The organism is Glaciecola sp. KUL10, assembly GCF_003203515.1.
GTDB lineage: Bacteria > Pseudomonadota > Gammaproteobacteria > Enterobacterales > Alteromonadaceae > Glaciecola.
Genome location: NZ_BGNG01000003.1, coordinates 296,206 through 320,345, shown reverse-complemented (window position 1 = coordinate 320,345; position 24,140 = coordinate 296,206). Strand labels below are relative to the sequence as shown.

The 24,140-nt window shown below is 40.1% G+C and carries 19 protein-coding genes; 4 read left to right on the top strand and 15 right to left on the bottom strand.

Going from position 1 to position 24,140, the window contains the following annotated elements:
- Positions 1-132: 132 nt before the first annotated feature.
- Positions 133-990, top strand: coding sequence for a glycosyltransferase family 2 protein (locus tag KUL10_RS07635; protein WP_110428314.1), 858 nt, complete (start codon positions 133-135; stop codon positions 988-990).
- Between the two features lie 18 nt (positions 991-1,008).
- Here KUL10_RS07635 and KUL10_RS07630 read toward each other — a convergent pair whose 3' ends face one another.
- From KUL10_RS07630 to KUL10_RS07595, 7 genes are all read right to left on the bottom strand, one after another.
- The gene (locus tag KUL10_RS07630; RefSeq protein WP_110428313.1) at positions 1,009-1,974 is read right to left on the bottom strand and encodes a glycosyltransferase family 2 protein; all 966 of its coding nucleotides are present in this window, start codon (positions 1,972-1,974) and stop codon (positions 1,009-1,011) included.
- A gap of 397 nt (positions 1,975-2,371) precedes the next feature.
- Positions 2,372-3,067, bottom strand: coding sequence for an acyltransferase (locus KUL10_RS18995; RefSeq protein WP_158525340.1), 696 nt, complete (start codon positions 3,065-3,067; stop codon positions 2,372-2,374).
- A gap of 11 nt (positions 3,068-3,078) precedes the next feature.
- Positions 3,079-4,062: a glycosyltransferase family 2 protein gene (locus KUL10_RS07615; RefSeq protein WP_110428310.1), complete on the bottom strand. Its 984-nt coding sequence runs from the start codon at positions 4,060-4,062 to the stop codon at positions 3,079-3,081.
- Positions 4,052-4,996, bottom strand: coding sequence for a hypothetical protein (locus KUL10_RS07610; RefSeq protein ID WP_110428309.1), 945 nt, complete (start codon positions 4,994-4,996; stop codon positions 4,052-4,054). Before KUL10_RS07610 ends, KUL10_RS07615 begins: the two co-directional genes overlap by 11 nt.
- Positions 4,993-6,732 (bottom strand): ATP-grasp domain-containing protein, encoded by a 1,740-nt coding sequence (locus tag KUL10_RS07605; protein ID WP_110428308.1) that lies wholly within the window; start codon positions 6,730-6,732, stop codon positions 4,993-4,995. The genes KUL10_RS07610 and KUL10_RS07605 overlap by 4 nt, the downstream gene beginning before the upstream one ends.
- Positions 6,733-8,778, bottom strand: coding sequence for a GNAT family N-acetyltransferase (locus KUL10_RS07600; RefSeq protein WP_158525339.1), 2,046 nt, complete (start codon positions 8,776-8,778; stop codon positions 6,733-6,735).
- Between the two features lie 120 nt (positions 8,779-8,898).
- Positions 8,899-9,528 carry a YdcF family protein gene (locus tag KUL10_RS07595; protein WP_158525338.1) on the bottom strand — a complete coding sequence of 210 codons (630 nt, stop codon included), beginning with the start codon at positions 9,526-9,528 and terminating at the stop codon, positions 8,899-8,901.
- Positions 9,529-9,738: 210 nt separating this feature from the next.
- Here KUL10_RS07595 and KUL10_RS07590 point away from each other — a divergent pair, with 210 nt between their 5' ends.
- Positions 9,739-10,506, top strand: coding sequence for a serine protease (locus tag KUL10_RS07590; protein ID WP_110428305.1), 768 nt, complete (start codon positions 9,739-9,741; stop codon positions 10,504-10,506).
- A gap of 77 nt (positions 10,507-10,583) precedes the next feature.
- Here KUL10_RS07590 and KUL10_RS07585 read toward each other — a convergent pair whose 3' ends face one another.
- The 7 genes from KUL10_RS07585 to KUL10_RS07555 all read right to left on the bottom strand — a co-directional run bounded on the left by KUL10_RS07585 (position 10,584) and on the right by KUL10_RS07555 (position 21,119).
- On the bottom strand, positions 10,584-11,651 hold the full coding sequence (locus KUL10_RS07585) for a nucleotidyltransferase family protein (RefSeq protein ID WP_110428304.1): 1,068 nt from the start codon (positions 11,649-11,651) through the stop codon (positions 10,584-10,586).
- Positions 11,644-12,495 carry an HprK-related kinase A gene (locus KUL10_RS07580; RefSeq protein ID WP_110428303.1) on the bottom strand — a complete coding sequence of 284 codons (852 nt, stop codon included), beginning with the start codon at positions 12,493-12,495 and terminating at the stop codon, positions 11,644-11,646. The genes KUL10_RS07585 and KUL10_RS07580 overlap by 8 nt, the downstream gene beginning before the upstream one ends.
- Positions 12,492-12,758 (bottom strand): hypothetical protein, encoded by a 267-nt coding sequence (locus tag KUL10_RS07575; protein WP_110428302.1) that lies wholly within the window; start codon positions 12,756-12,758, stop codon positions 12,492-12,494. Before KUL10_RS07575 ends, KUL10_RS07580 begins: the two co-directional genes overlap by 4 nt.
- Positions 12,748-13,452 (bottom strand): hypothetical protein, encoded by a 705-nt coding sequence (locus tag KUL10_RS07570; RefSeq protein ID WP_110428301.1) that lies wholly within the window; start codon positions 13,450-13,452, stop codon positions 12,748-12,750. Before KUL10_RS07570 ends, KUL10_RS07575 begins: the two co-directional genes overlap by 11 nt.
- Positions 13,453-13,796: 344 nt before the next feature.
- A complete protein-coding gene (locus tag KUL10_RS07565; protein WP_110428300.1) occupies positions 13,797-16,346 on the bottom strand; it encodes a zinc-dependent metalloprotease in 2,550 nt (849 codons plus the stop codon).
- Positions 16,347-16,526: 180 nt separating this feature from the next.
- Positions 16,527-18,314: an ABC transporter transmembrane domain-containing protein gene (locus KUL10_RS07560; RefSeq protein WP_110428299.1), complete on the bottom strand. Its 1,788-nt coding sequence runs from the start codon at positions 18,312-18,314 to the stop codon at positions 16,527-16,529.
- Positions 18,315-18,332: 18 nt separating this feature from the next.
- On the bottom strand, positions 18,333-21,119 hold the full coding sequence (locus KUL10_RS07555) for a choice-of-anchor B family protein (RefSeq protein WP_110428298.1): 2,787 nt from the start codon (positions 21,117-21,119) through the stop codon (positions 18,333-18,335).
- A gap of 126 nt (positions 21,120-21,245) precedes the next feature.
- Here KUL10_RS07555 and KUL10_RS07550 point away from each other — a divergent pair, with 126 nt between their 5' ends.
- Positions 21,246-22,208: an MbnP family copper-binding protein gene (locus tag KUL10_RS07550; protein WP_199509204.1), complete on the top strand. Its 963-nt coding sequence runs from the start codon at positions 21,246-21,248 to the stop codon at positions 22,206-22,208.
- Positions 22,205-23,293: an MbnH family di-heme enzyme gene (locus KUL10_RS07545; protein WP_199509203.1), complete on the top strand. Its 1,089-nt coding sequence runs from the start codon at positions 22,205-22,207 to the stop codon at positions 23,291-23,293. Before KUL10_RS07550 ends, KUL10_RS07545 begins: the two co-directional genes overlap by 4 nt.
- A gap of 23 nt (positions 23,294-23,316) precedes the next feature.
- On the opposite strand, the gene KUL10_RS07540 is transcribed toward KUL10_RS07545, so the two are convergent.
- Entirely contained in the window at positions 23,317-23,958 is a 642-nt protein-coding gene (locus tag KUL10_RS07540) for a hypothetical protein (protein ID WP_110428297.1), read from the bottom strand.
- Positions 23,959-24,140 lie beyond the last annotated feature (182 nt).

The window sequence follows — 24,140 nt, the reverse complement described above, 5'->3', positions numbered from 1 at the left end:
TTCATAAATTCCTTACCACGCTGACAACAAAAATTGTATATTAGCGTCTAGTGTTAGTGAGAATCAAGGCGTTCATGTGATTAGAACGCTTTGTGACAAATCAACTCATGTAAAAAATAGGAAGCTACAGGAATGGAACATGCCATTTGTGCCGTTTTTGCTCACAATGAAGAGCGCGACATAGAAACATGCCTTGATAGTATAACAAGGCAATTCCAGGGAAAAATTTTCGTTTTAATTAATGGTTGTACTGACAATACATTTGATGTCGTTACTCGTTATTCTAAAATACACAATACAGTTGTACCTGTTGATATTAAAGTGGGGGATAAGTCAAATGCCTGGAATGTTTTCGTACATGAAATAAATATTGAAGCCGAGCATTATTTTTTTGTGGACGGAGATTGTACAGTTGAAGATTCAGCATTTAATTTGGCATTGAGTAAATTTGAAAAGTTGCGTGAGAGCAAGTTAAATGGAATTGCCTGTACCCCTAAAGAAACGACAAAAAATAGAGTCAAGCAAACGCATGAGATGATAAAAGAGGGGCAATTGGCGGGTAACTTTTATGCGCTTACAAATCATTTCATTAAGCGAGTTCGCTGCCATAACATTTATTTGCCGATAGGTACAATTGGAGAGGATGGACTAGTTGGTGCCTTAGCCTTTTGGGATTTAAAGCCTTTTTCAAAATGGGATTTAGAGAAGGTTCATGTCGCTAAGGATATAAAATTTGACTATCGCACACTGTCAATTTTTAACAGCCACGACCTAAAGCTTTACTACCGACGAAAAATTAGGTACAGCGAACGCTTCTTTCAAAATAAGATAATAACAGAGTGTTTTCGTGACAAAGGTTTAAGTTGGCTTAGTGGCCGAATATCTGACTTATATGAACATTATGAACCACTTTTAAAAGTAAGATTTAGAGGGGTTAATACTTACTTTGATTGGATTGCACTGCGAGCTCTTAAACGACAATTTAAGTAGCTCTATAGCGATTAATGGTCATATCAGTAAGAGAACTTTAACTATAAACCTTTGAATCATTGTCGGTTTCATGTGGCTTTCGAACCTACCCGTTTTACCGCTCAACCCATGACAAAACCCTAAGGTTAATGCTTTATATTGTTCACTACCCAATTGAGAACCGTGCTTAAAAGCTTTAATACGATCTAAAAGCCAATAAATTGACTGAAATAATTGCTTCTTACTACGGTGGTGGCGCTTCCAAAACAAGATCCCGTTTCTAGTTGTGTAGTAGTAGTAATGGGGCGGTCTATTCGAAGGGTGCGCCTGGTGATATACAATTGCCTTAGCAGTGAATCGATTGTGGTAGCCAGATTCAATTGCTCTTAGGCACAAGTCAAAATCTTCTAAATATGCAAATAGTCGATCATCAAATTCACCGATATGCGTGATAACTTTACGGCTTACTAGCATCGCTGTACCCCACACTAAAATTTGCTCAGGCGTATCTTGTTGCCATGTTTCAGCAATCTTAATTTCACTGGTTTCTTCAATTGAAGGGTGCAAGCGAGAGTACTTACTGCAAGCATGCTGTATTTTTTTCTCTTCAGTGTTATCAACAATGACTGGAGAAAGGCATCCAGTGCTTGGATGTTGAATATACTCCGAGACGAGGGTGGAAAGAGTAGTCTGTTCGACTTCGACATCATTGTTAACCAGCCAAATGAGATCTTCTTTTTGATCAATTGCAATCTTAAAGCCTTGGTTACAGGCACCAGTGAAACCAAGATTAGTTGAATTAGCAAGTAGTTTGATACCGTCGATTTTACTTAGTTTTTCAGGTGAGTTATCTTTTGAGCCGTTGTCTATAACAGCGATTTTTAAATTTGAATAATTACTAGCCTTAACACTATCGATACATCTTTTAGTTGTATCATAGTCATTCCAGTTTATGATTATTACAAAGACTGACGGCATTTTTTTTGGTTCTTCTACGACATTCATTTATAGCCCATTTGGTTTTGCAAGCCTTCTTATCAACTTGCGTGAGGGAATTTCAATTGACTTCAAGGAAATATGCGCCATCACAATAGAGATTGTACAAAGCGCTATAGCATAAAAGTGGTTTTGTAAGCTATTTTCTGCTGATAGCAATTTGGTTGAAACAGACCAATTAAATACTTGAATGATTAGCCAATGCCACATGTACAAAGAAAACGAAATTTCTCCTAGATAAGTGAATGGCTTCTTTTCAAAATAATTCGATAGTTTTGTTTTAAATAGGCTTAAATGCAGAATAAACAAAGAAATAGTAGGAACAAAAAGTATCCACGCTTTTTCAACAAAGAAGGAAACTAATATTAAAATACATAATATGCATAGTGATACATTAGTGTGGTCCTTAAAGGCTATATGAAATCCTTTTACTCAAAAAGTAAATATGAAAACCTATTAAGAATTCAAAAAACACCCTGACCATACCACCTATGGACATCCCACCATAGTTGCTCCACCCGAATGAGAAAATAATTAAGTAGTGAGCGAGTAAAAGCACTAATATTATAATAACGGTGTACTCGACCTTGTTAAATATCGAGCGTGAAATCAGAAAAAAAGGGAACAATAAATACATAAAGAATTCAGCGCTGATTGACCAAGAAACGGTATTCCAAGATATATCTATAAATCCCCAGTTTTGTATCAAAAGTAAGTTCGATATAAATGATATGTCTGAAAAATACTTGGGGTAACGCTCATAAAATCCTGGCAGAAATATGACTAAGCCTAAGGTGAACAATAATGTACATAGGTGAAGTGGATAAATTCTAGCCAATCTGTTTATTATGAATTGTTTGTAAAAACTGATAAACGTCTTCTGTGTTGGCTCACTTTGGTGATAAACGTGAGCTAAAATAAAACCACTTAAAACAAAGAATAAATCGACACCTAACCAACCATTTTTAAAAAGGTTAAAAAAGGTCAATTCAAAGTTAAACGTTTGTGCCACATGCAAGAATAAAACAACTAGCGCTGCAACACCTCTTATACTAGTGAGTGAGTCTATCCGCTGAATTTGAAAATGTGTTCCGCTCGGCAAGCCAAATTCTCCTATTTTGCTTGCCGAAAAAACGACAAACAAAAATCATAACAATATTTCACAAGGGACAAAGATGGCGATAATTGAAACCCTTTTAACGCGAGCACTATAGACCTTGATCTTTTCTCATTAATCAAAAGGTAAGCCAACTCGTAGGTCAAATAAGACTGTCGTTTATTGCATAGCTTGATCAATTTTTTGTGTGTTGCTGAAGAGGCTATTTTGGACATTGAGTAAATTTGCATATTTAACTTACTCACTTTTTCTAAACTGGTTGATGCGTTTGTCTTATTTTTGTTATTTGGAATGACGTGCCTAGAGACATTGTGGCTATTATAAATGACCGTTTCTGCTTGGTCGATTGCTCTGTAGTAAAAGTCTCTGTCTTCCTCATATCTGATTGCCTCATCAAAACCATCTAGCTGCTCGAAAAACACCTTTGATATTATCGTACAATTAAGGTGAGCAAATGAGTTTGATGAGAGTAGCTTTTCTTTATCGACATTTCCAATAAACGGAACCTCTAATTCAGGGAATAATATTTTTAGATCTTCAATCCAAATTGATTTATCAACTATTTCAGTTTCATTCAGCACGGCATCTTGATTAGATAAAAACAAAGACCTGTTATTTTTTGCAAATAGATGAGAGTGTGCAGTCGCTAAAAGCGTATCGTCTGTCCAATAATCATCATCATCTAAAAAGCATAGATACTCACCCTGAGCTAACTGCGCGCCACGGTTTCTAGCATGGCTTGGGCCGTGTCCTTGTCGTGAATACTCTAAATATTTATATGAAGTCTTGAGATTTAGTCTTGTTAACAAAGATAAATTTATTTCTTTGTGCTCAACGCTCGAACCATCATCAACAAGCACTATTTCATGATTAAAGGTACCGCAAGGCTTCTGTTTAGCAATAGATTCAAGCGCACGTGATAACAAATCACTTCTGTTTCTGGTAGTAACAATAACCGAAAAAAAAGTATCAGGATTCATCTATCACAAGGCTCTTTACGCTGTTTGGGATTGACTTTAAAAATGCTAGGTTGTTAGTCAAAAAATGCGTATGTGTTTTTTCGTTTTTTGAATACGGTGAGCAATTTAACTTACTGGTTGATGAATGAAAAGAATAAATAAAGTGTTTTACACCTACACGTGATAATGATTGAAATAGTAAATCCATTTGCTTAGGAGAAAAACCCTCTGCCGATAATCTGACACGTTGAACCCCCAAAAGCTTTAACAGCACTTTTCCAAAAATGTTTTTGTTAAAACGTTGAAGGTTTTGTGGGGCGACATTTAACCAATCAGAAAAACCATCAAGTCGGCTTATATATCCCGCGTTATGCGTCAGGCAAGTTACACCTGAAATCGTCTGAGGCAAGTTGTCATAATCAGAAAAATCAGGTCCATCTTGATAGGAATAGTCTGTAAAAGGAGTAATACTCAAGTCTATTGAATAACCAAGTGATGATAATATTTCATGAGTATTTTGGCCGACCCCATATCTTCCTGCTAAGTAAACAACCGGACGAACACCGGTTACTTCTGTTATTTTTTCAGTTAATACCGATAGCTTGTTATACTCTATTTCTCTACTTAAGTTCCCAGGGTAAGACAGCCTTTCTTCAATGAATTCGTTGTCTTCATGTTGTAACGGTGGGGTGACCCAAGGATGCAAGTGAGCCGCGAACTCTATATCGTTTGGGTATTGTTTTTTAATCCTTTCAATAAACCATTGACCCTGTTCAGAATCCACGAATGCATAGTCCAGCGCGAATGTGATTTTACAACCAATTGCAAACATATCCTCGCACATTGCAAAGAGTTCTTTTGCATGAGTCACCTGATTGTTTTTAGCACTAAAGCCACCAGACCAATCAAACTCTTCTTCGGTGTGAATAACGATCGACAACTTTACTTCATTCATAGCGTTTTAATCTTTAAGTATTCTTCAAATATCAACTTTACAGCTTCTACTACTAATAAATAACAATAGGCGGTGGCTGCATTGCCCTTTCCATATGGGTCTTCAATCTCATTGTGTCGACCAAGCCCAGAGGGAACAAACCATGCTAGGTTAAAAACACTTTCGACTTTGTAATATCTAGCTAGTTTGTCCATGTTTTTGTCATCAAACACAAAGATGATAGTGTTTTCAATGTCGATATTGCTTTGTCTAAGACATTTAGAACGATGCTCGGATAAGTCTATACCGAGTTTGGCCGCTTCCTCAATGCATTCATCAGGACTTTTTCTGTTTTCATTTTGATGAAATCCATAAGAGTCGATATCCCAACCTAATTTCGCTTGATTAGTAAGTAAGCGTAAACTTTCTTTTGCCATTGGGCTTCGCATTATGTTGCCATAGCAAACAAACTTGATTGATGGTGTGCGAGCAGCATAAATAGCGGTGAGTAGCTTACGTAGCTTTTCTTGTTGGATTACATTGGATCTGCGTTTTAGCTTATCGGCCAAAGTGGAATCGAAAAATTGTTTACATTCAGCGACAAACGGTTGACGATCTGATGGGTCGTAACTATCGATTTTTTCACTCGTCAGCAGACGTGTATATGACAAAAGTCGTCGGCTAAGATTATTGAGTGCAGCCGCAGAACCAATATTAGCTCTGTCATATTCAAACTCTGCTTTACTATCAAATAGGTCGCTACTCAAACTTCTTGCATACGCTTGTTGGTTATATGATGTATTGACGCCTTTTTCCATGTGTTGGCCTTGTAATAAGCTATTTACATATAAGGCAGGGAAGTCGATGCCGGCATGAATTGCCAAGGGGAGGGAGCCCCAAAAGCGAGCATTAACTTCAATGAGTATCCATTTGCCGGTTTCTATATTTGTCTTAAACTCAAACATACCAACACCATGATATCGGGTCGCTTCACAAAGCTTTTTACAAGCGTCTAATTTTCCATTATCTACTGGTATCGCTTTTCGATAAGAAGAGCCTCCTCCTGAACGTGGTTCGCTGACTCTGGTGTGTGCAAAGGCATGATTAACTTGTCCATCGAATGCAAGCAGTGATAAGCCATCTCCTTTACCTGTGAAGTATTCTTCTACTAAAAACTCATCTGAGTCAGAAATGTACTTTGTGTAACGATCAAAATCTATTTGAGAACTAATAACTCCAACGGTTTGTCTCGTAGCCAAATTATCTGATTCAAAAGATAAAGTGGGTTTTACGACAAATTGACTCCCAAATTTGGCTTTTAATTTATCGTAGCCCATTGGTTTTATCGAAAGTATTTCGCCTTTTGCCACGGGGATGTTTAACTTTTCTGCAAGTGCTTTTGTTGTGCTCTTATCAAACAAATGTTTAATAACCATTTGATTAGGTATGGCTAGAACAGTTGTGTCTGGAAAACGCTTTTTATTTTCATTTAATGGAAATATAGAGCGCTCGTCACAAGGTACGATAGCTGAGTAATTTTGCTCCTCAACGATACTTATTAGATTTTCGAGCCACTCGGTTTGAGTGTAGGCTTGATAATTCAGTAGAAATACATTCTTGATGTATTTTGATTTAAGGCTGGGGCTACTTGCATCAAAACAGACTACATCAACCTGATAGCCTTGTTTAGCAAGGCTTCTGATCACAGATAAGAAACTTCTAGTGTCTTCTCCTAAAATTAGTACTTTTTTACTCATCTATGTACTACTCTTATGAATACCGAAGATAGCATCCATTCCCAGTTGACTTGTGTCGATGTCCCAGATTACTTGTCGTTTAAATATGTCCACTAATAGTAATCTGGCATGTGAATGTTGTTTACTAAATCGGCGTTTTTTGGATTGCCGATACTTTGAAATACCCACAACTGCTAGGTTTGTTGCAATTGGTAATATGCCCCTGCACCAGCCATTGAGATTAGGAACAAAGTCTTTAAGGTCAACTAAGTGCTTGAGCATGAGCGTGTGTGTGTCGAAAACCCTTATCTGACCATCGACGCAGGTAAAGTACACATTATTTTTGAAGACAACTCCGTCGTGAACAAGGTTTCCACCAATTTCAATTCGTTTATTGGAGTCTAAAGAAACAGCGTCCATCAGATCACAACGTGTAACCCATAATTCGTCTTGTAATGAAAACAAATAATTCGGATGTGTAAAGTGGGGTTTTGTACATGCTATCTTACGATAGTCTACATCTGGTTTGAGCCTTGACATTCCCGAATCATCGGTAATAAATTTTTGGGACAGTTCGTCAGTTATGGGGCGATATTCGCAGACTGAGTCTAGCCCAGTGTTTGCTACTAAATAACGACCATCCTCTTTTATTACATGATGGAGATCATTGAAACCCTTATGGCTGATGACTTCTTCAATGGCCAATGTGTGTTCAGATAATTCTAAGATTTCAGTTTCCGTTACCGTGACTATGCGCGAGCCAGATTGCGACGAAGACTTAAAAGTAACATTAGTTGCGGTAGCGCAATGAGCCGGAGGCGACTGATAATGAGTTGAATGGAGTACTTTAATTCCAGACTGGCTAATATTGAGTTTAAGTGCTATCGCTTCATTGTAGTTTCTATCGCCGCTTATTGACTCTTTTCCACCGGTCAATATTAGGGTTAACTCAGGTATATTGTTAATAAATTTATAGGGTTCGAAGATAAATTGCTTTAGTTTGCGCAAATAAGTTTCTGTTTGACTCGCAATGTTTGCTCTTTTAAAGCTTGAGAGACTTACTTGAGAAATAGATGATGACAGGGAACGTTTGTACTGAGACTCTCCCGCCATAAAGTCATAGACATCATAACCCGCTTTTAGGTAGTGATTAATTGCCAAGTAATGAGCAATGAGACCTGGCTTCAAATTTTTATCGCCATTGTTAAAGTTAGTAGCGGCTAAATAAAATTTAATCTCATGAGGTTCAACGAAATTATATAAAAAGCCCACCACTCTTGCGCCTGCAATTATTTTAATTAAATGAATCTTTCCATCATCAAAACTATGTTTTATCAGTTGTTTATGAAACTGCACAAACTGAGGGTTTGTATAACCACTGCCAACACTGGTTTTGTACCACCTCTGAATATGAAGTGGACCAGCATCTTCAAACCACTGGATAGCTTGCTCTACTGTCGATGCAAATTGAAGTTCGATGCCGCCACATTTTTCGTAAATTCTTAAGCTTCGTTTAATTTGGTATCGAGTATTTTTTGAAAGTGTATTTATATATTCAAGGTGATTATCGCGAATGAACGCCAGATCAGTTCTATAGCTTAGGCTTTTCCATATATCTCTGCGGCTCAGGTTGTTGAGTAAATATGGCGCAAACGCTTTATGCTCGCTAGCACCCACTATCATTTCATCCCAATGCATTTTAGTTGTGATGTATTTCACAAAGGCAAGCCTAGTTGCGTTTGCATATTCCTCAATCACTAAAAAATCGTTGTACTCGATCCAAGCTTGGTCGTGCAGTTCATTACCTGTTTTGTGTAATAAAAGCTGTTGTCGTTTAATGGCTTTAAATTGTTTGACTTGGCGTTGGCATAACATTGCGATACCAACAGGACGGTGATTTTGTCTGGCTAGTAAGACTGTAGGAGAATCATCCAGGCTGTTATACCAAGTTGACATCCAATGCCAAGAAAGGAAAAAATTTGGAGTCGCTTGCTCATAGATCAATTCCCACAAATCCCGAAGTTCGGTTCCATGCGGTTCGAAAATTTCTATGGTGATTTGAGTCATTGGCAAACTATTTCCAATCTCTTCCATGAATTAGCTGTGAAGCATAAATTAATACGCTAATTTGAACAATCAAAACATGAGCGTAAAACTGCGCTTTGGGTCTAATTCAAGTTTAAAATGCTATTCAAAGCTGAATACATGTGCAAAAACCGCCAAATATTCGTACAAAGCACGTTCTACGATATCGACAGAATAACTTGCTGGGATGTTGAATGAAAATTCTGTATCACGCGTTATTAGATGGTCAACTGGCACCAGTAGTGAAGTCAAGTCGCCTTGAGATGTATTCAAAAAACGGTCGAACTTACTAATCCTGTTCATATGAGTGGATGTGCTAACGATAGCCACTTGTCCGTGCGGTAACAAGGGATAAACTGCTGCCATTTCCTCCATAGTGTTTGTTCCCTCGGGGACCAACACTATGTGCTCTTCTTTAACACCAAGGTTCAGCAACAACTCATTGGCAAAGTCTGTATAGCTTGGTTCGTTTACAGATAAGAAATCACCACCGCTGACATAAATTGGAACGGGGTTTTTGTTATATAAAATTACTGCTTGCACTAGCCTTTGTAAAGAACACTCATGCCAACCACTCACAATAGGAAGTTTTTTTTGTTTGTCTAAAAAACAAGCAAGCACAAAAATGCTGTTATTACTTTGAATAACAGGGTCACTTGCTTTCACGATAGGAGCAAAGTTATCTAATGGTGCTATTAACCAAGTGCTAAAGAATGACTGTGAGCATAGCAATAGCCAACTAGATCCAATAAGTATCGAGGCTTTGTTTAGTATTTTCCACGATGGTTTTATGCATGTAACTACCCAGATGCACAATACAAACACTAGAGTATGATTGATGGGCGATACTAAAAAATGTCCTAAGGGCCGAAGCGAATAAATGTCCATACAATAAAAAGTTCGTTATCATCTAAGTCGGTTTATTGTTGAGAGTTTAGCGAGATGAAGACATTGTTGAAACTATTTTGTGTAAGCGTGTGTACTATTTATTGTGTTTTTGTCTACGCAAATGAGTTACCTCTGCAGATTAAACAAACTAAACCGTCAGTTGTAGGTATTGCTCTCTTCACGCCTTTAGAGTCCCGGGCAGCCAGTATTCTGGGAACTGGCTTTGTGATAGGCGATGGAAAACACATAGTGACAAATTATCATGTGGTTTCAAAGGACTTAGATCCGACGATCGTCCAATATTATGTTGCGCTCTCTGGTTCCGGACCTAACCCAACTATGCATAGAATGACGGTGCTTGAAATCGATCCTGTACATGATTTGGCTCTTTTATCGATTGATACTCAGTTACCTGCACTCAAACTTGCTCAGGATGAGTTTATAGATGAAGGCAGTGCCTTATATTTTACAGGATTCCCTATTGGTGCAGTATTAGGGCTCTATCCTGCAACTCATATTGGGATACTTTCTGCTATTGCGCCAGATATTAACCCTGCTAGAAATGCGAATGATTTGACCAAACAAATGCTCTCTAGGCTCAAATCACCTTTTATGATTTACCAGTTAGACGCAACAGCATACCCTGGAAATAGTGGGAGTCCTGTTTTTAACAGAAAAAACAATAACGTAATCGGCGTTATAAACAAAGTATTTGTATCAGCTGGCAAAGAATCCGCATTAACCAACCCAAGTGGGATCAGTTACGCTATTCCTGTGAAACATGTAAGGGCGTTGGCAAAGCGAATCGACTTATTATTATAAACGGTGCTAGTTCAAAGTAGAGCATGCTTTGCGTGTTCTTAACAAGCGTTGTTTCCTTTATTAATGTTCGTAACGCTTCATTTAAAAATAAAGTCACCGAATAACTTTTTTGTCAGGCTTCGACTTGCCTTGTAGATAATGTGCTTAATAAACAATCTAAATGGCATTTTATTTAGGTGGCCTTTGATGTAAACCAAGAGTCTGAGGGCGCGGTATGTCTTCGTTTGTAACTCCAGCATAGCTGGAAAAATAGACTTGTAATAGGCGTTACACCAAAATGCTAACATGTAAGAGGGTGAGGTTGACGGCAGTTTATATCGACAATCAAAGCATTTATTTAATAACTCAATCAATAAATCAAATTCAAATTCAAAACCAGATCGGCAAAACACAGCTTTGAGTCTCTCAAGGTCTTCATCTTCCATGTACTCTATAATAAGTAAGTTGATATCTAATAAATCCCTAAACCCCTTCTCAACGTCCTCGTTAAGCAGAAGGTGGATAGCACTATGCAAGATCAAATATGCATGGTTTGGAACGCTGAAGCCGGAATTAAGCTTTAACTCATTCCGCCAAAGGTCTTCTATATCGACTCTGTAGTGAGAGACTGTGGGTAGCAAGGTATGGTGAATATCTAGTGATACACCTGTCGCTAAATGCGTAAAGGGCGGGAGTTCATGTGACCATTCGCGGTAATATTTATCGTCGTAGTCGTTGAGTTCTTTACTCTTCCAACCGTTAGCGTTTAGGTAAGATTCTAAGGTATTTAAATCTTCAACTTTTACCAATATATCAATATCAGAAAATAAGCGGCCCCGCGAGTTTTGGGTTTGTCTTAGGCAATATGCAGCACCTTTTAGAAAAAGTAGTTCAATTCCCAAATCATCCGCAGCTTTTTTTATCAATGCACATGCGCTAAAAACTTGCCGAGTTTGCGCGTCAGAAAATACCTTAGATGCATTAACATGAGTCTGCATGTAAACGGGTAAAACTTCTTGATTTTCATGGGTTTTTGTTAAAAAACCAAAGCTACTAACAAGATCGGTTTGCCGAAGTATTCTTAGCAATGCGTCGTAACCTTGTTCATTGAGCGATGCGAGTACTTGACTGTCGAGCAGTATTTGCAGAAATAATTTTTTATCCATCTACCGAGCCATTTACAAGTTCAGCTAAGAACAAGGCCAAGTCTTGCATGTTTGAGTATGTCACTTCAAAAAACCTTACGGAATTAGATAATTCGACCATGCTATCAAATGCACTGGAACCTATGACGCTATAGTTGAAGGCATTCAGAAGCATAGATGACATACCCACCGCTTTGTCTAATTCAACTATCTCAGTATTACAACCTTGCCTATAGCTTATTGATATTACTGCGCAGGGCTTACATGGGCTTAATGACTGATAGATTTTTCGTGTGTGGGGCATAACGTGAGCAATAGCGCCTTTGTGCGTTTCAACAGTGACGTCAGACATATTGATAGGCTTTTTAAGGCCTGCAATAATATTGATCGATTCATTCTTAAGAGAGCTCGGGCGAAAAATAGGTATAGTCTTTTGACTCTTTAGGTCGATGACCGCCATTTCATCATAAAACAAGTGCCATCCATTAAGCGCTAAATAGGTTGAAAGCGTTGATTTTCCTGAACCAGATTGAGCCGGAAAGATGATGCTCTTGTTGTTTCTTTCAACAACTGAAGCATGAATTAAAAGATGATTGTGTTCGTAGGCAGCCACGCACCAATTCATTGCCCACTCGATAGAAGGTAGCAATTTCTCAGGGGGAACGGGATTGAATGGTTGCTGGCCTTCAATTTCAATCGATACTTGTGGCTTTAAAAATTTTCGCAAGCCATTTCGATTAAGTCTAATCTGAAAATCCGCAAATTTTCGTTCGTCAGTTCTTCCATAAAGCTCAACTAGCGCTTTTTTTATATGTTCTGGGGCGCCTAAAATTCGAAATGAGTGCAAACCAGAATCAATTATCATTGTTTTTCCAACAAAGCTAAGAGGCCACTTTTTTTTAGTGAATCGGGATTGTCTAAGGTTGAGTCGCAAAGGGAATCGAATACATCGTCAATCGTTTGATTCGGGGTGGCGAGTAGGGGCTTTAGCGACTCACGATCTATAAAGTAGGTTTTGTCTGTGTCGATATTGTATGCGCATATGGCGGAGTTGTCGTTGAGTTTTTTAACGCGCCACATGCGTTTTTTCAAACTATGATTATTAGCTTCAGTTCTTTTATAGCCCAAGGCCTGCTCTTAACTTGTTTTCCGTTGTATCAACTGTTCGGTATCGGGCATTCAAGTCACTAATAAAATTATTAACGTGCATACTCATGCCCCAATAATGATCTAAAAGAAAGGAAATCCCTTGGTTAGTTTGATATTCAAACGTCACTTCTGAATACCCAAACAAATTATTCAAATAGATCGCAGCAAGGTGCGCTTGAATTGTATTTGGAGCATGTTTGATTGCATTATACGCGTTAATTTCGGCGATTTGCTCTTTGCCGTCAGTATCACGCGATTTAACAGTGAATGTTAAGTGGCTGATTACATCGGCTACCGCATGGTAATAATAATAGCGTTTCTGGTTACCTATCCAACTATCATTTGGAGCATTGTGGGCATTAAACACTTCTGTATCAGAGTGAATGTCACTGACTGACCAATTGACAATATTTTTGTCGCTGCCAGTGGGATGGTCCTTTAACCATTTAGCCCAAAAGTCAGGATTACGACCTTCTAAATATGTAGGCATTGCACAAGAGGAGCTTGTATCCTGTGAACCGCCAGAAATCCCAGATGCGTTGCATGCTCCCCAAACAGACGAGGGAGCTAGCGTAGCAATACCCGCAGCAACACTTGCTTTTTTTATAAAAAAACGTTTGCTTTTATCGGCTGAGTTTCGCTGAGTTAGACCTGTTGTCTTTTCGTTGTCCATCCACATCCTTTGATTACTGCTAGACTAATATTTACCTTGGGGTCATATGCAAAAATTAAGCCGATCCCACCTATCTGATTCTAAAGTCTTTTTTGCACGTTAGCTTTTCAACTGTAAATAATTTAGACATCTTTACATAGCGCTATCTTATAACGCTTCCTGCTGAGTGACAAATAATATGTGGGAATCATGGTGATTTATCATTGAAGTTAGCGAATACTAACTCAAGCACATGCCTAAATTTTGTTTTTCCATTGAGGATGAAAAAAGCCTGACACAAATTTTCATTCGCATCAGGCCTAGACATGTAAGTTATTACACTATTTTTTAACTTTACAAGTTAGCTAAGACTTACTTTTATGAAACGCTCTGTTCACACGGTCTTTAAGAAACGCTTTATGCACCTTGGTTGCCTGATTGCCACGGCTACTCTTAACCATATCAAGTACTCGACCAAGCTCATATGTCGCTGCCGCTTGCGCAAAGTTATCGTGCTTGCTGGCTTTTTCCAGACCTGACATTGCAACCAAGCGTTCGACGTACTCAACTTGCAAGTTACGACGATACGAATTGACGTCTTTTTTGATATCAGCTTTAAAAATACCATCAGTTAAACGGCCCATCATTGTTTCGATGCTCATCTCATTTCCGAATAAAGCAGTGTCGGTAATGCGCATCGTCACGTTAGGGTGCATAAGGTGGTTTAGCACATTTTTTTGTGCACCTAGAAGCATATCGTGAATTTTAGGTGACTCGTCACGTCCCCAGCCACTAAACCCTCGACGTTGACGCTGAAGGTAAGCAAACAAAGGTTCCATTTCTTCAATCGCATCAGGTGCAAATAAGAAAGCAGACAGGGTGTTCAATGCTTTTTGTTGTTCTTCAAGTGGTACAGGTGTCAGTGGTTGAGTATAACCCTCTTGCCCTACATAAGCGCGGTTGAGGTAAACACCACCCACGTAGCGAGAAACAACAGCGGCTTGACGCGCCATTTCACCAAACAGGACATTCGCGCCTACAACTAAGTCATTGTGTGAACGACCATCTTGTAAAAGCTTATCTTTTATTTTGCCCGCCATATCTTTAATCAACACAAATCTGTCTTGTGCGTAATCAATCGCGTCACTCGACATATCAAAAATATTGATTCGCGGATCAACATGGCGACCCGGTGCACGCATATCGTCTGCGTCATTACCAAAGGCAAGTTCTGGCTCAGCTGAGCGATTAAGAATTGCATTTAAGCGCTTTTCCTCTGCCGCATCGTCATCTAATGCAACTGAGTAGCCGTACTGAATTACCCAATCATCATAGGGACCTGGTTTTTCGCTATAAAAGTCACCTTGCTCAACGCCTAATGGTGCATAGTTAACAGAAGGGTAATCCATGACAGAACCCGCCAAAATACCTTGAGTAATTTCCGGGTTGTGTGCATCGTCATGATTGTGAAGTTGTGTTGCCATCATGTTGTGGTTTAAGCCTAGCGTGTGTCCAACTTCGTGAAGGATTAGGTAAGCCATTGATTGACGCAACAGTTTATCTTTTTCGATGTCGCCCATACCGTCAGCTAATCCAGCAACTTTGCCAAACATCATGCCCATGTTTAATTCATGGCCTAATGAGCAAGTGAGTTCAGCCTGTTCACCGTAGTTTTTATCAAGCAAATTAGCACCGTCGGTAAACATTTCGCTGGCGACCCATCTGCCTTTCATAAAGCTGTATTCGAGCATAATATCCGCTGCTACGATTTGCCCTGTTAACGGGTGTGCCAAGCTTGGACCATAGCCGCCGAAAGGTGGGCGAGGTGATGACGTCCAACGCAAAACATTGTAGCGCACATCATCGGCGCTCCAGTCTGCATCATCAGGTTGCACGCGCACTTCGATAGCGTTACTGATGCCTGCTTTTTCAAACGAGCTGTTCCACGCCAGTGTTGCGTTTTTGATAGTTTCGCGCCATTCCATGGGGGTAGTATTTTCAATCCACCAAACGATAGGTTCAACAGGATCAGATACTTGTGCACTTGGATCTTTTTTCTCTAAGTGCCAACGATTAATCACATCGCGGTAGTTTGCGGTTTGATCTGAGGTTAAATCATCAAACTGTTGAGAGAAAAAGCCAACTCGTGGGTCGTCTTTTCTCGGTTTGAAGTTATTCTCAGGCGCTTTGATAAAGGCATGTTGAATAGAAAGCTTGGTGTATCGCTGATCAGAAATATCAGGGCCACCATACACTTTTGGTGTATCGTTTTCATAAACATAATCAACGATTACGTGAGTATTTTCAGGGAAGTTGTTTATCTCGCTGATACTGGTTTTATCTTTAGAAAGCTTGCCAGGTTTAAAGCGATTTTTATCTGCTTTGGGGTCTGATGCAGGCATGGGTGCAACGCGGTGCATGGCTTCGCCTTTAAAGACGTCGTCAAGTGAGATCGCGATTTTACCATCTTCTTCGTGTTCTATTTTAGTAGATACCAAAATGGCTTCGCTGATGTTAGCGGAGGCTGCGCGGCTAACTGCATTTTCGGGATCGAAGTAAAATCTGGGTGTTTTTGAAACAATTTCGATACGGTCAAAGTTGCGTCTAAACTCTAATAGTCTCGTTTCTCTAAACTGACCTCGAAAGGTACCTGCTGAAACGACACCGTCGACTGTTGATACGAAATACAGGAAAGGAGTATTTAGTTGAGATTCATCAAAAACAATTAGGCCTGAGCCATCTTTTTTGTCGCGATAAATATCAACGAAGCCATCGAACTCCGCCTTTTTCTCTAAAATTTCAACAAGCGTTTCTTTTTCTTCTTTGTCTTTTTCATGATCGTCAGCCGCTGCACTTAAGGCAAGGCTTGAGAGCATCAAAGCGACAAGTGTTTTTTTCTTGAAGTTTATGAACATAATGCTTTCCGAGCTAGTTATACGATACCTTTTCTGTCGAAAGGTGCTTTGTGGTCCCTTTATTGGGACGGTCATATTACTACTACTGAAAAGTGATTTAAGTTTTGAAACGTGGATATTTATGACTTAATTGTTACAAAGTTTTACCGATGCTTTTTACACGACATTCTCTCATTTGTGCTAACTCAACTGCAATTCAACAAATTCCTTGTACACTGTATTCGACATTAATAGCGTATCATGCGTACCTTGTGCAATCAGTTCACCTTGTTGCATGACCAGTATTTTATCTGCATTGAGTACGGTCGAAAGCCGATGCGCGATAATCAAGGTTGTTGTCTCTTGCATCAGTGAATCTAAAGCAAGTTTTACATAGCGTTCACTGCTCGCATCTAAAGCACTGGTTGCTTCATCGAGCAGCAAAATAGGGCGCTTGGCAAGTATGGCTCTGGCAATCGCAATACGCTGTTTTTGACCGCCAGATAACTTTACACCTCTTTCACCTAATTCTGTTTGATAACCTTGACTGAAGCCCTGAATAAATTCATCTGCATAGGCTAGTTTGGCAGCAGCTACTATTTCATCATCAGTGGCGTTTGGTTTTGATAAGCGAATATTGTCACTTACTGATAACGCAAAAATCACCGCATCTTGAGGAACAAGTGCAAACTGCTTTCGTAAGTCTTCGATACTCAATGCTTTTTGTGGGATACCGGCGATTTTGATGTCACCCTGATTTAATTCATAGAAGCGCATAAGCAAATCAAACAAGGTCGATTTTCCCGCACCACTGTGCCCAACAATTGCAATCTTTTGTCCTCTTTGAGCATTGAAGCTAACGTTTTTAATAACCTCTTTATCAGGTGCACTCGGGTATGCAAATGTGATTTCTTTTGCTTCTATGATAGCCGCGCTTTCATTAAATTGTGGGTGCTTGTCTAGATGGCTTTTATCTTTCGCGGCTTGTGAGTTGGTGATTTCAGGTGCGGTATTTAAAAGTTCAACGATACGCTCACTTGCACCTACTGCTTTTTGTAAGTCTCCAATAACCTCACTGATAGTAGCAATAGAGCCACCTGCAAGCACGGCATAAAAGACAAAAGCAGTGAGTTCACCTGCACTGATATTGCCCGCAATCACTTCGCGTGCGCCAATCCATCCCACTATAAAGATAGAAGACAAGCTGATAAACATAATGAGTGCAATTAACAGGGCGCGATAATGAATGCGTTGACTGGCACTTGCCATCACTTTATCAATACTGCTATTGAAGTTATTAACACTTGCTTGTTCGTGGTTATAAGACTGAAGCGTATGGATTTCGTGTAGGCTTTCGTCAATCAAAGTGCCCATGCTGGCAACGTCGTCCTGACTTTGCTTTGCGTAAAACCTGACTTGTTTGCCAAGGGCTTTAATTGGCAACAGAATTAATGGTACCGCAATAAACACGTAGAGCGTTAGTTGCCAAGAGGTTATCAGCATCAAGACTAAGGCACCTATTAACATGACAGCAGATCGCAAAGACATTGAAACACCAGTGCCAACCACGGATTGAAGCAGTGTGGTATCACTGGTAAATCTTGAAATAACTTCGCCAGTGCGCGTTTCTGCAAAAAAATTAGGGCTCAACGTGACTAAATGGGCGAATAAAGAGGCGCGAATATCTGCACAGACTTTTTCGCCCAACCACACCATTAAGTAGAATCGAAAGTAGGTCGCTAAACTGCCAATTAACACAATCGCTAAGACGATGATCAGTGCAATGGTGAGCATATTTTCATCGCCAGCGACAAAGCCTTGGTCAACCACTAACTTAACACCTTGCCCAAGCACTAACCACGCTAAAGCACCTATCAACAATGCGATAAGTGCTAAAACAACTTTAAATTTATAGGGCAATAAGTGAGAAAACAACCAAGCAATGATGCGTTTGGAACTCTGGTTTTTTGCTTGGCTTTTTTCAGTCATTATTGAATATATTCATTGTTAATAGTTTCTCGGCTTTAACCTAAAGGTAAATCTCATTTGCAAGCTAATTAACATCAAACCAATTAACCAAAACAAAGAACCGCCAGATGAATTTGACGGTGGTTCTGGGGTAGGCGCCGGTGCTGGTGTGGTTGCGGGTGGTGGAGCCGGCGGTTCTGCTACAACCACATCAACGGATGCAGTGCTCACTTTTTCAAAATCATCAGTGACACTTACCGTAAAACTGATCGTTTGAGCTGTTTCTGGGGCGGCAAATGAGATGCTTGCATCATTACGCCCTGTTAGGCTAACTGAATCGCCTGCGGTTTGCGCCCATTGATAGTCTATTTCAGCACCTTCTGGATCATTGCCAACGGCAGTTATGGTAACCGTTTGTCTGGTATTCACATTTATTGTGTCAGACTCAAGTGTCACTGTTGGGGGAGCATTAGATTCATCATCGATTATACTGACTGTTATAGAAGATGATGAAAGCTCAACGTTTTCTTGGTTACTAGACAAAACAATCGTGAAGCTTTCTTCGCTCTCAGTTTGTTCGTCATTAATGATGTTTACCATTACCGTTTTGGCACTGATATCGTTTTCTTCCCAAGAAAGTGTGTCGGTGAGCAGTTCATAATCGCTGCTTGAACTACTGATGTCTTGCAAGCTCACGTTCAGAGTCAATGCCGCGTTTGATGTGCCACTTCGATTGACATCAACGCTTATTTGACCGTCAATTTCTTTGACTTCTAGTTCAGCAATGTCAAAGGCAAAGACTGAGCTAGGTGCCTCAAGTGACTCGATTTCAACAGCAGTGATATATCGACCTTTTATTTCCGCATCTGCACTTGGGTTTATTAAACGCACAAATAGGGTTTCTGAATTCTCGCTGGTGCCATCTTCAAGGGCTTCTATGGTAATTGTCTTGCTGGTGTCATCATCAATAGACCATTCAAGCGTGCCACGCGTTTCGACTTGGGCATCTTCGTTTTGTGTTGAACCCAAGATAATCTCGTAGTCTATGCTTGCAGCTTGTGGGCCTGATTTCGTTACTGTTAATTCAACGCTTTCACCTTCTAAAACTTGGTAAGAATTGGCTTCAAATGAGATGTTGGCCTTGTCGTCGGCATCTGTTTCGTCTTTCACTACATATAAGCCACCTTGGATATCACTGACCAAAATAGAGCCGCTTGGAAGATAAGGGTACACGCCCCATGCGCCATTGAAGGAAGTATTGTCTGAACTAGGGAAGGTATCAAAGTGACCGATTTCTTGAGGCGAACTTGGTGAAGAGATATCTAGAATCGTTAAGCCTCTTTCATAGTTAGACATGTAGTATTTGTTGCCCAACACAAAGCCATTGTGATCAATGGCGCCCGTTGGCCCCTTCCATGTGCCCGCTAGTGTTGGGTTACTCAAGTCAGAAATATCAAAAATATGAACTGTAGTAGGTAAGCTAAAATCTCGCTCGTCCAATTCATCGTGTAACAAGACATATTGCTTATCTTCTGTCCACCAACCGGAATGCGCGTAAGACGTGTTGGGGTAAAAGCTCTCAGATAATTCGCTTGAGCTTGATTCAAGTGTATGGTCCCAAAGCCTTAGTGAGTTTTCATTAAAATCAAGCATGACCAAACAACCATTTTCGTCGCCGTTCACGCAATCGCGTGTTGCCCGAACATCATTAATCAGAACAGATGAGGCGTCATGCGTGTAATCAGCTCTTGATGCACCCGTTAGGTTATATGTATTTTGTAAATCACGCGGGTTGGATAAAGAATAGCTTTTAAGCGAACCGCCACGAGATTGTGCGCCCAAGATATGAACACGAGGTTCAACTGAGGTATTAGCAATGTTTAGACTGTAGTCAACACCCGATATATAAATGTTATGTGCCGACGGATCGTCTCGCTGACGCGTCACCAAACCAATGCCTGAATCTAAGCTGTTTAGGTCAATGATGGTTAAACCTTCGGAAGAGCTATCTGCAGTTGCATAGGCAAACGCCTGCCATTTATTGAGCGTTTCAGAGTAAAATTGATAAACCTTGATGTCTCGCCAAGTTGTGCTGTTACCTGAAACCGACCCAACAAAATTAGGTTGAGTAGGTTCTGTTACATCGATTACGACAATTCCACGACGCATGCCAAGCAGCGCGTATTCCTTCATCGTATTTAGGTCAACGTGCCCCCAAATATCGTTTGCTGTGGTTGATGATGTAGGTAGGTCTGCGCGTGGAACATGGGCAAGTAGGGATACGTTATTACAAGGAAATACGCCAGCTAAACCCGCATCGCAATCTGTTTGTGATTGAGACTGATTCATTGCATTGACCTTTTCTAGGTCTAAATTAAGCGCGTCAGCTTGCTCACTTGCCAAGCCCTTGGTATCAGAAATAACGTTGAACCCTCGGGTATAGAGTATTTGAGCATATTCTGGCGGAATACCGACTAACGTGGTTGGAAATTGATTAGGGTTTTGCACTTGGTAGTTATCAAGTGGTTGAAAGCCGCCATAGGCCGGTACGATATCACTGACTAAATGAAAAATATCGCTTGTGCTTTCGATGGTATAAGTGCCGTGAGCAAACAAAAGCACATCGCCTTTGTCGGCCTGCTTTGCGGCAAAGCTGATACTCGCGCAAGGGCGAAAACGGTTCTTACAATCACCTCGATCAATGCCGTCGGGGGCAATAAATCGAGCGCGGTCATGGTCCATATGCGCATTTACCTTTACGGCAAATACCAATGAAAGCGTAGTAATCATGACTAAACTTGATAAACTCTTTATTCCTTGTTTCATTTTGAAACTCACTTTTTTGTATGAGTGCTTTAAATGACCGCGGCTTAGATTGATTAACGCCGGTATAAATGCACTTTGTCGGTCTATTTTAATTAGATAAAACGTCTTCGCGATTTTATGGATAACATGCGCACTTACTTTAGATATACGCTAACTATTGTCACACTTATGCTGGTCTACGCTTGTGCGCCGGTTAATGACGATTCATTGATGACTGAATCGGGTAGTGGAACACACAAGCTTAATTTACGGTTTAGCATAATGCATGATGGCTACTTAGTAAAATGTAAGGCCGGTCGTTTGGGATTTACGAATATTGGGGAAACCAAGCAAGACCCGGTGTCGATTGAAACCTTCGCGTTTTATTTGCATCAATTGCGTTTAAGGTTTACTGGCACCAGCGAGCCCATACTATTTAATATGCTAAATAACTACTGGCAATATGATGGCACGGCACTGATAAGTGCGGCTAATGTTTGCGATGAAAAAAATATAGAAAAAAGTGCTGAAAGTACAAGTGATATGGGTGAGAAATCTTTATCAAATTATGTCGTCTCAAGCATGATTGATGAGCATGCGTTTAGCACGCTTAGTAATCGAATGAGTACAGCAAAATCTCAAACAGAGCAAGAAACAAGTCGTACTTCTTTAAACTTTTTAATCGGTGTCCCTTTTCTTCAAAATCACGCAAATCCATTAACACAATCGTCACCGCTAAATATCGCTTCGATGTTTTGGTCTTGGCAGATGGGGTATAAGTTTATGCGAGTAGACTTGCGTTCATCGACGGACAGCTTTGCTTTTCACTTAGGCAGCACTGGCTGTCAATCTGCTTCTCGTGTAAGAGCACCTGCAAGTGAATGTGAGCAGCCAAATAGAGTGCCGATTTCTCTTGATTTAAAACCTGAGCATATAGGCATAACGGAGAATGAAGTCACGATAAATATCGCTATCCAAGTAGACCAACTGCTAAACGGAATCACAATCTCACGTGAAAACGCATGCATGTTTGCCGGTATTGACCAACAAAAACAGTGTGCTCACTTTTTGCAGTCGTTAGCTCACCAAAAGGTCTTTAAAGCAATATGAAGATATTTTGGTGTGGTCTCCTAGTTGTCTGTGCTTTGATGATGGGCAGTTGTCAAAAAGCACCTGAGCCTTACCAATGGAATATCCCCGAAGCGTTCCCAAAGCCCTTTGTGCCAGAAGATAATCCAATGACTCAAGCAAAAGTCGAACTAGGCGAGAAGTTGTTTTTTGACTTCCGTTTGTCTGGTAATCAAGTTCAAGCCTGCGCAAGTTGTCACATTCCACAGTTTGCGTTTTCGCAACCAGTCGCTAAATCGACAGGCAGTACTGGCGGTGAATTAAAACGCAATGCGCTCGCTTTGGTCAACGTTGCATACAATGGCACATTCAATTGGGCGCACAATGGTTTAACTCAACTTGAATCGCAAATTGTACTTCCGCTATTTAACGAAGAACCAATCGAAATGGGCGCGACGGGAAACGAAGCAGAAATACTTAATCGTTTGGGGGATTATCAAGCACAATTTAAACAAGCATTTGGAAGTAAAGAAATCACCTTTGATAGGATCGTGAAAGCCTTGGCATCTTACGTAAGGAGCTTAAATTTTTTTGATTCAGCGTTTGATCGCTATGCTTATCAAATGCAAGACGATGCGCTAACAGAACAGCAAATAGAGGGCTTAAACCTCTTCTTTTCAGAAAAGTTTGAGTGTTTTCATTGTCACGGCGGGTTTAACTTTTCACAATCAAGTAAACATGCGTTTCAAACTCTAGATCTCGTGCCTTTTCATAACACGGGCTTATATATGGAAGATGAGTTGGGTAGCTACGCTAATGATGACCAAGGTTTGGCTGATTTAACTTATCGCGATCAAGACAGGGGCAAGTTTAGAGCACCGACATTGCGCAATATTGCATTAACTGCACCTTACATGCACGACGGCAGTGTGGCTTCCCTAGAGGAGGTTATCGATTTATATGTGGCAGGTGGACGAGGTAGGGGAATCAATAATCCCAATAAATCTATTTTTGTACGTGGAATCAATGCGACCGAGGAAGAGAAGCTAGCTTTGCTTTCATTTTTAGAGTCATTGACTGATGAGGCGTTTATTAGCGGTAAATTTTCGTCGGCGCAATCTGAGTAAATTCGCAAATAAGAGCGTTGATACTACTTAAATGTTTTCCAATTGATATTGGTCGATAGCAGTAGTTCACGAAGTGTTAAGGTTCTGGGTGAACGTCGACCTTTACTATTCCAAGTATGGCCGCCGCATGCTGCACTCAAGATAGACTTTGTCGGTTTTACAATTCTTAAGATTTTATGGGTGGCCAAGTCTTCTAAGCAATCACCGTTACGCTCAAACCAGCCAAATTTATTTAAATGAATATGACTTGTATCGTTCGGTAGCATATCGATTGAATCTAGCTCTATGTGCTCTTCACCAAAATCACTCACATAAACACAAACTACATACCCATGACGAGCATACTTATTGAACCAATCTAGGTTTTTGGCTTTTGACGTGTTTAAATCTTTGAAAACAGCTGGGCATTTTGTCGATTGCTTGGCTTTCCAAGTACCGTTATGAACATCGACTTCAAGCGGCGATTCACCATTTAATAGGAACTGAGCAGCGTTTTTAATATGGTAGCTAAGGCCGGTGAGTTTGCGCTTAAGCAATAAGGGATCTGAAATTTCGCTGGCTGCTAAATTGGCCAACTCTCGCTCATACAAAGCATTACATAATTCAGCAACGTTAGGAAAACGCTGCGCTAAGTGAAATATGTTGGTTTGTATATTGTCTGACATAAAAACAAGTGCTTATTTTGATTGCTTGTGAGCATGATACGTTAGCTTATCACAGAAGTTTATTGGTGCAATCTTAGGATGAACGGATTTAAGTTTAGTTGTAAAGGTGTGGCTTATTGGCTAATTCCCATCTTCGTTTATTAGGGGCGGTGTTAATTAGTGACGGTGTTGATTGCTTTAAA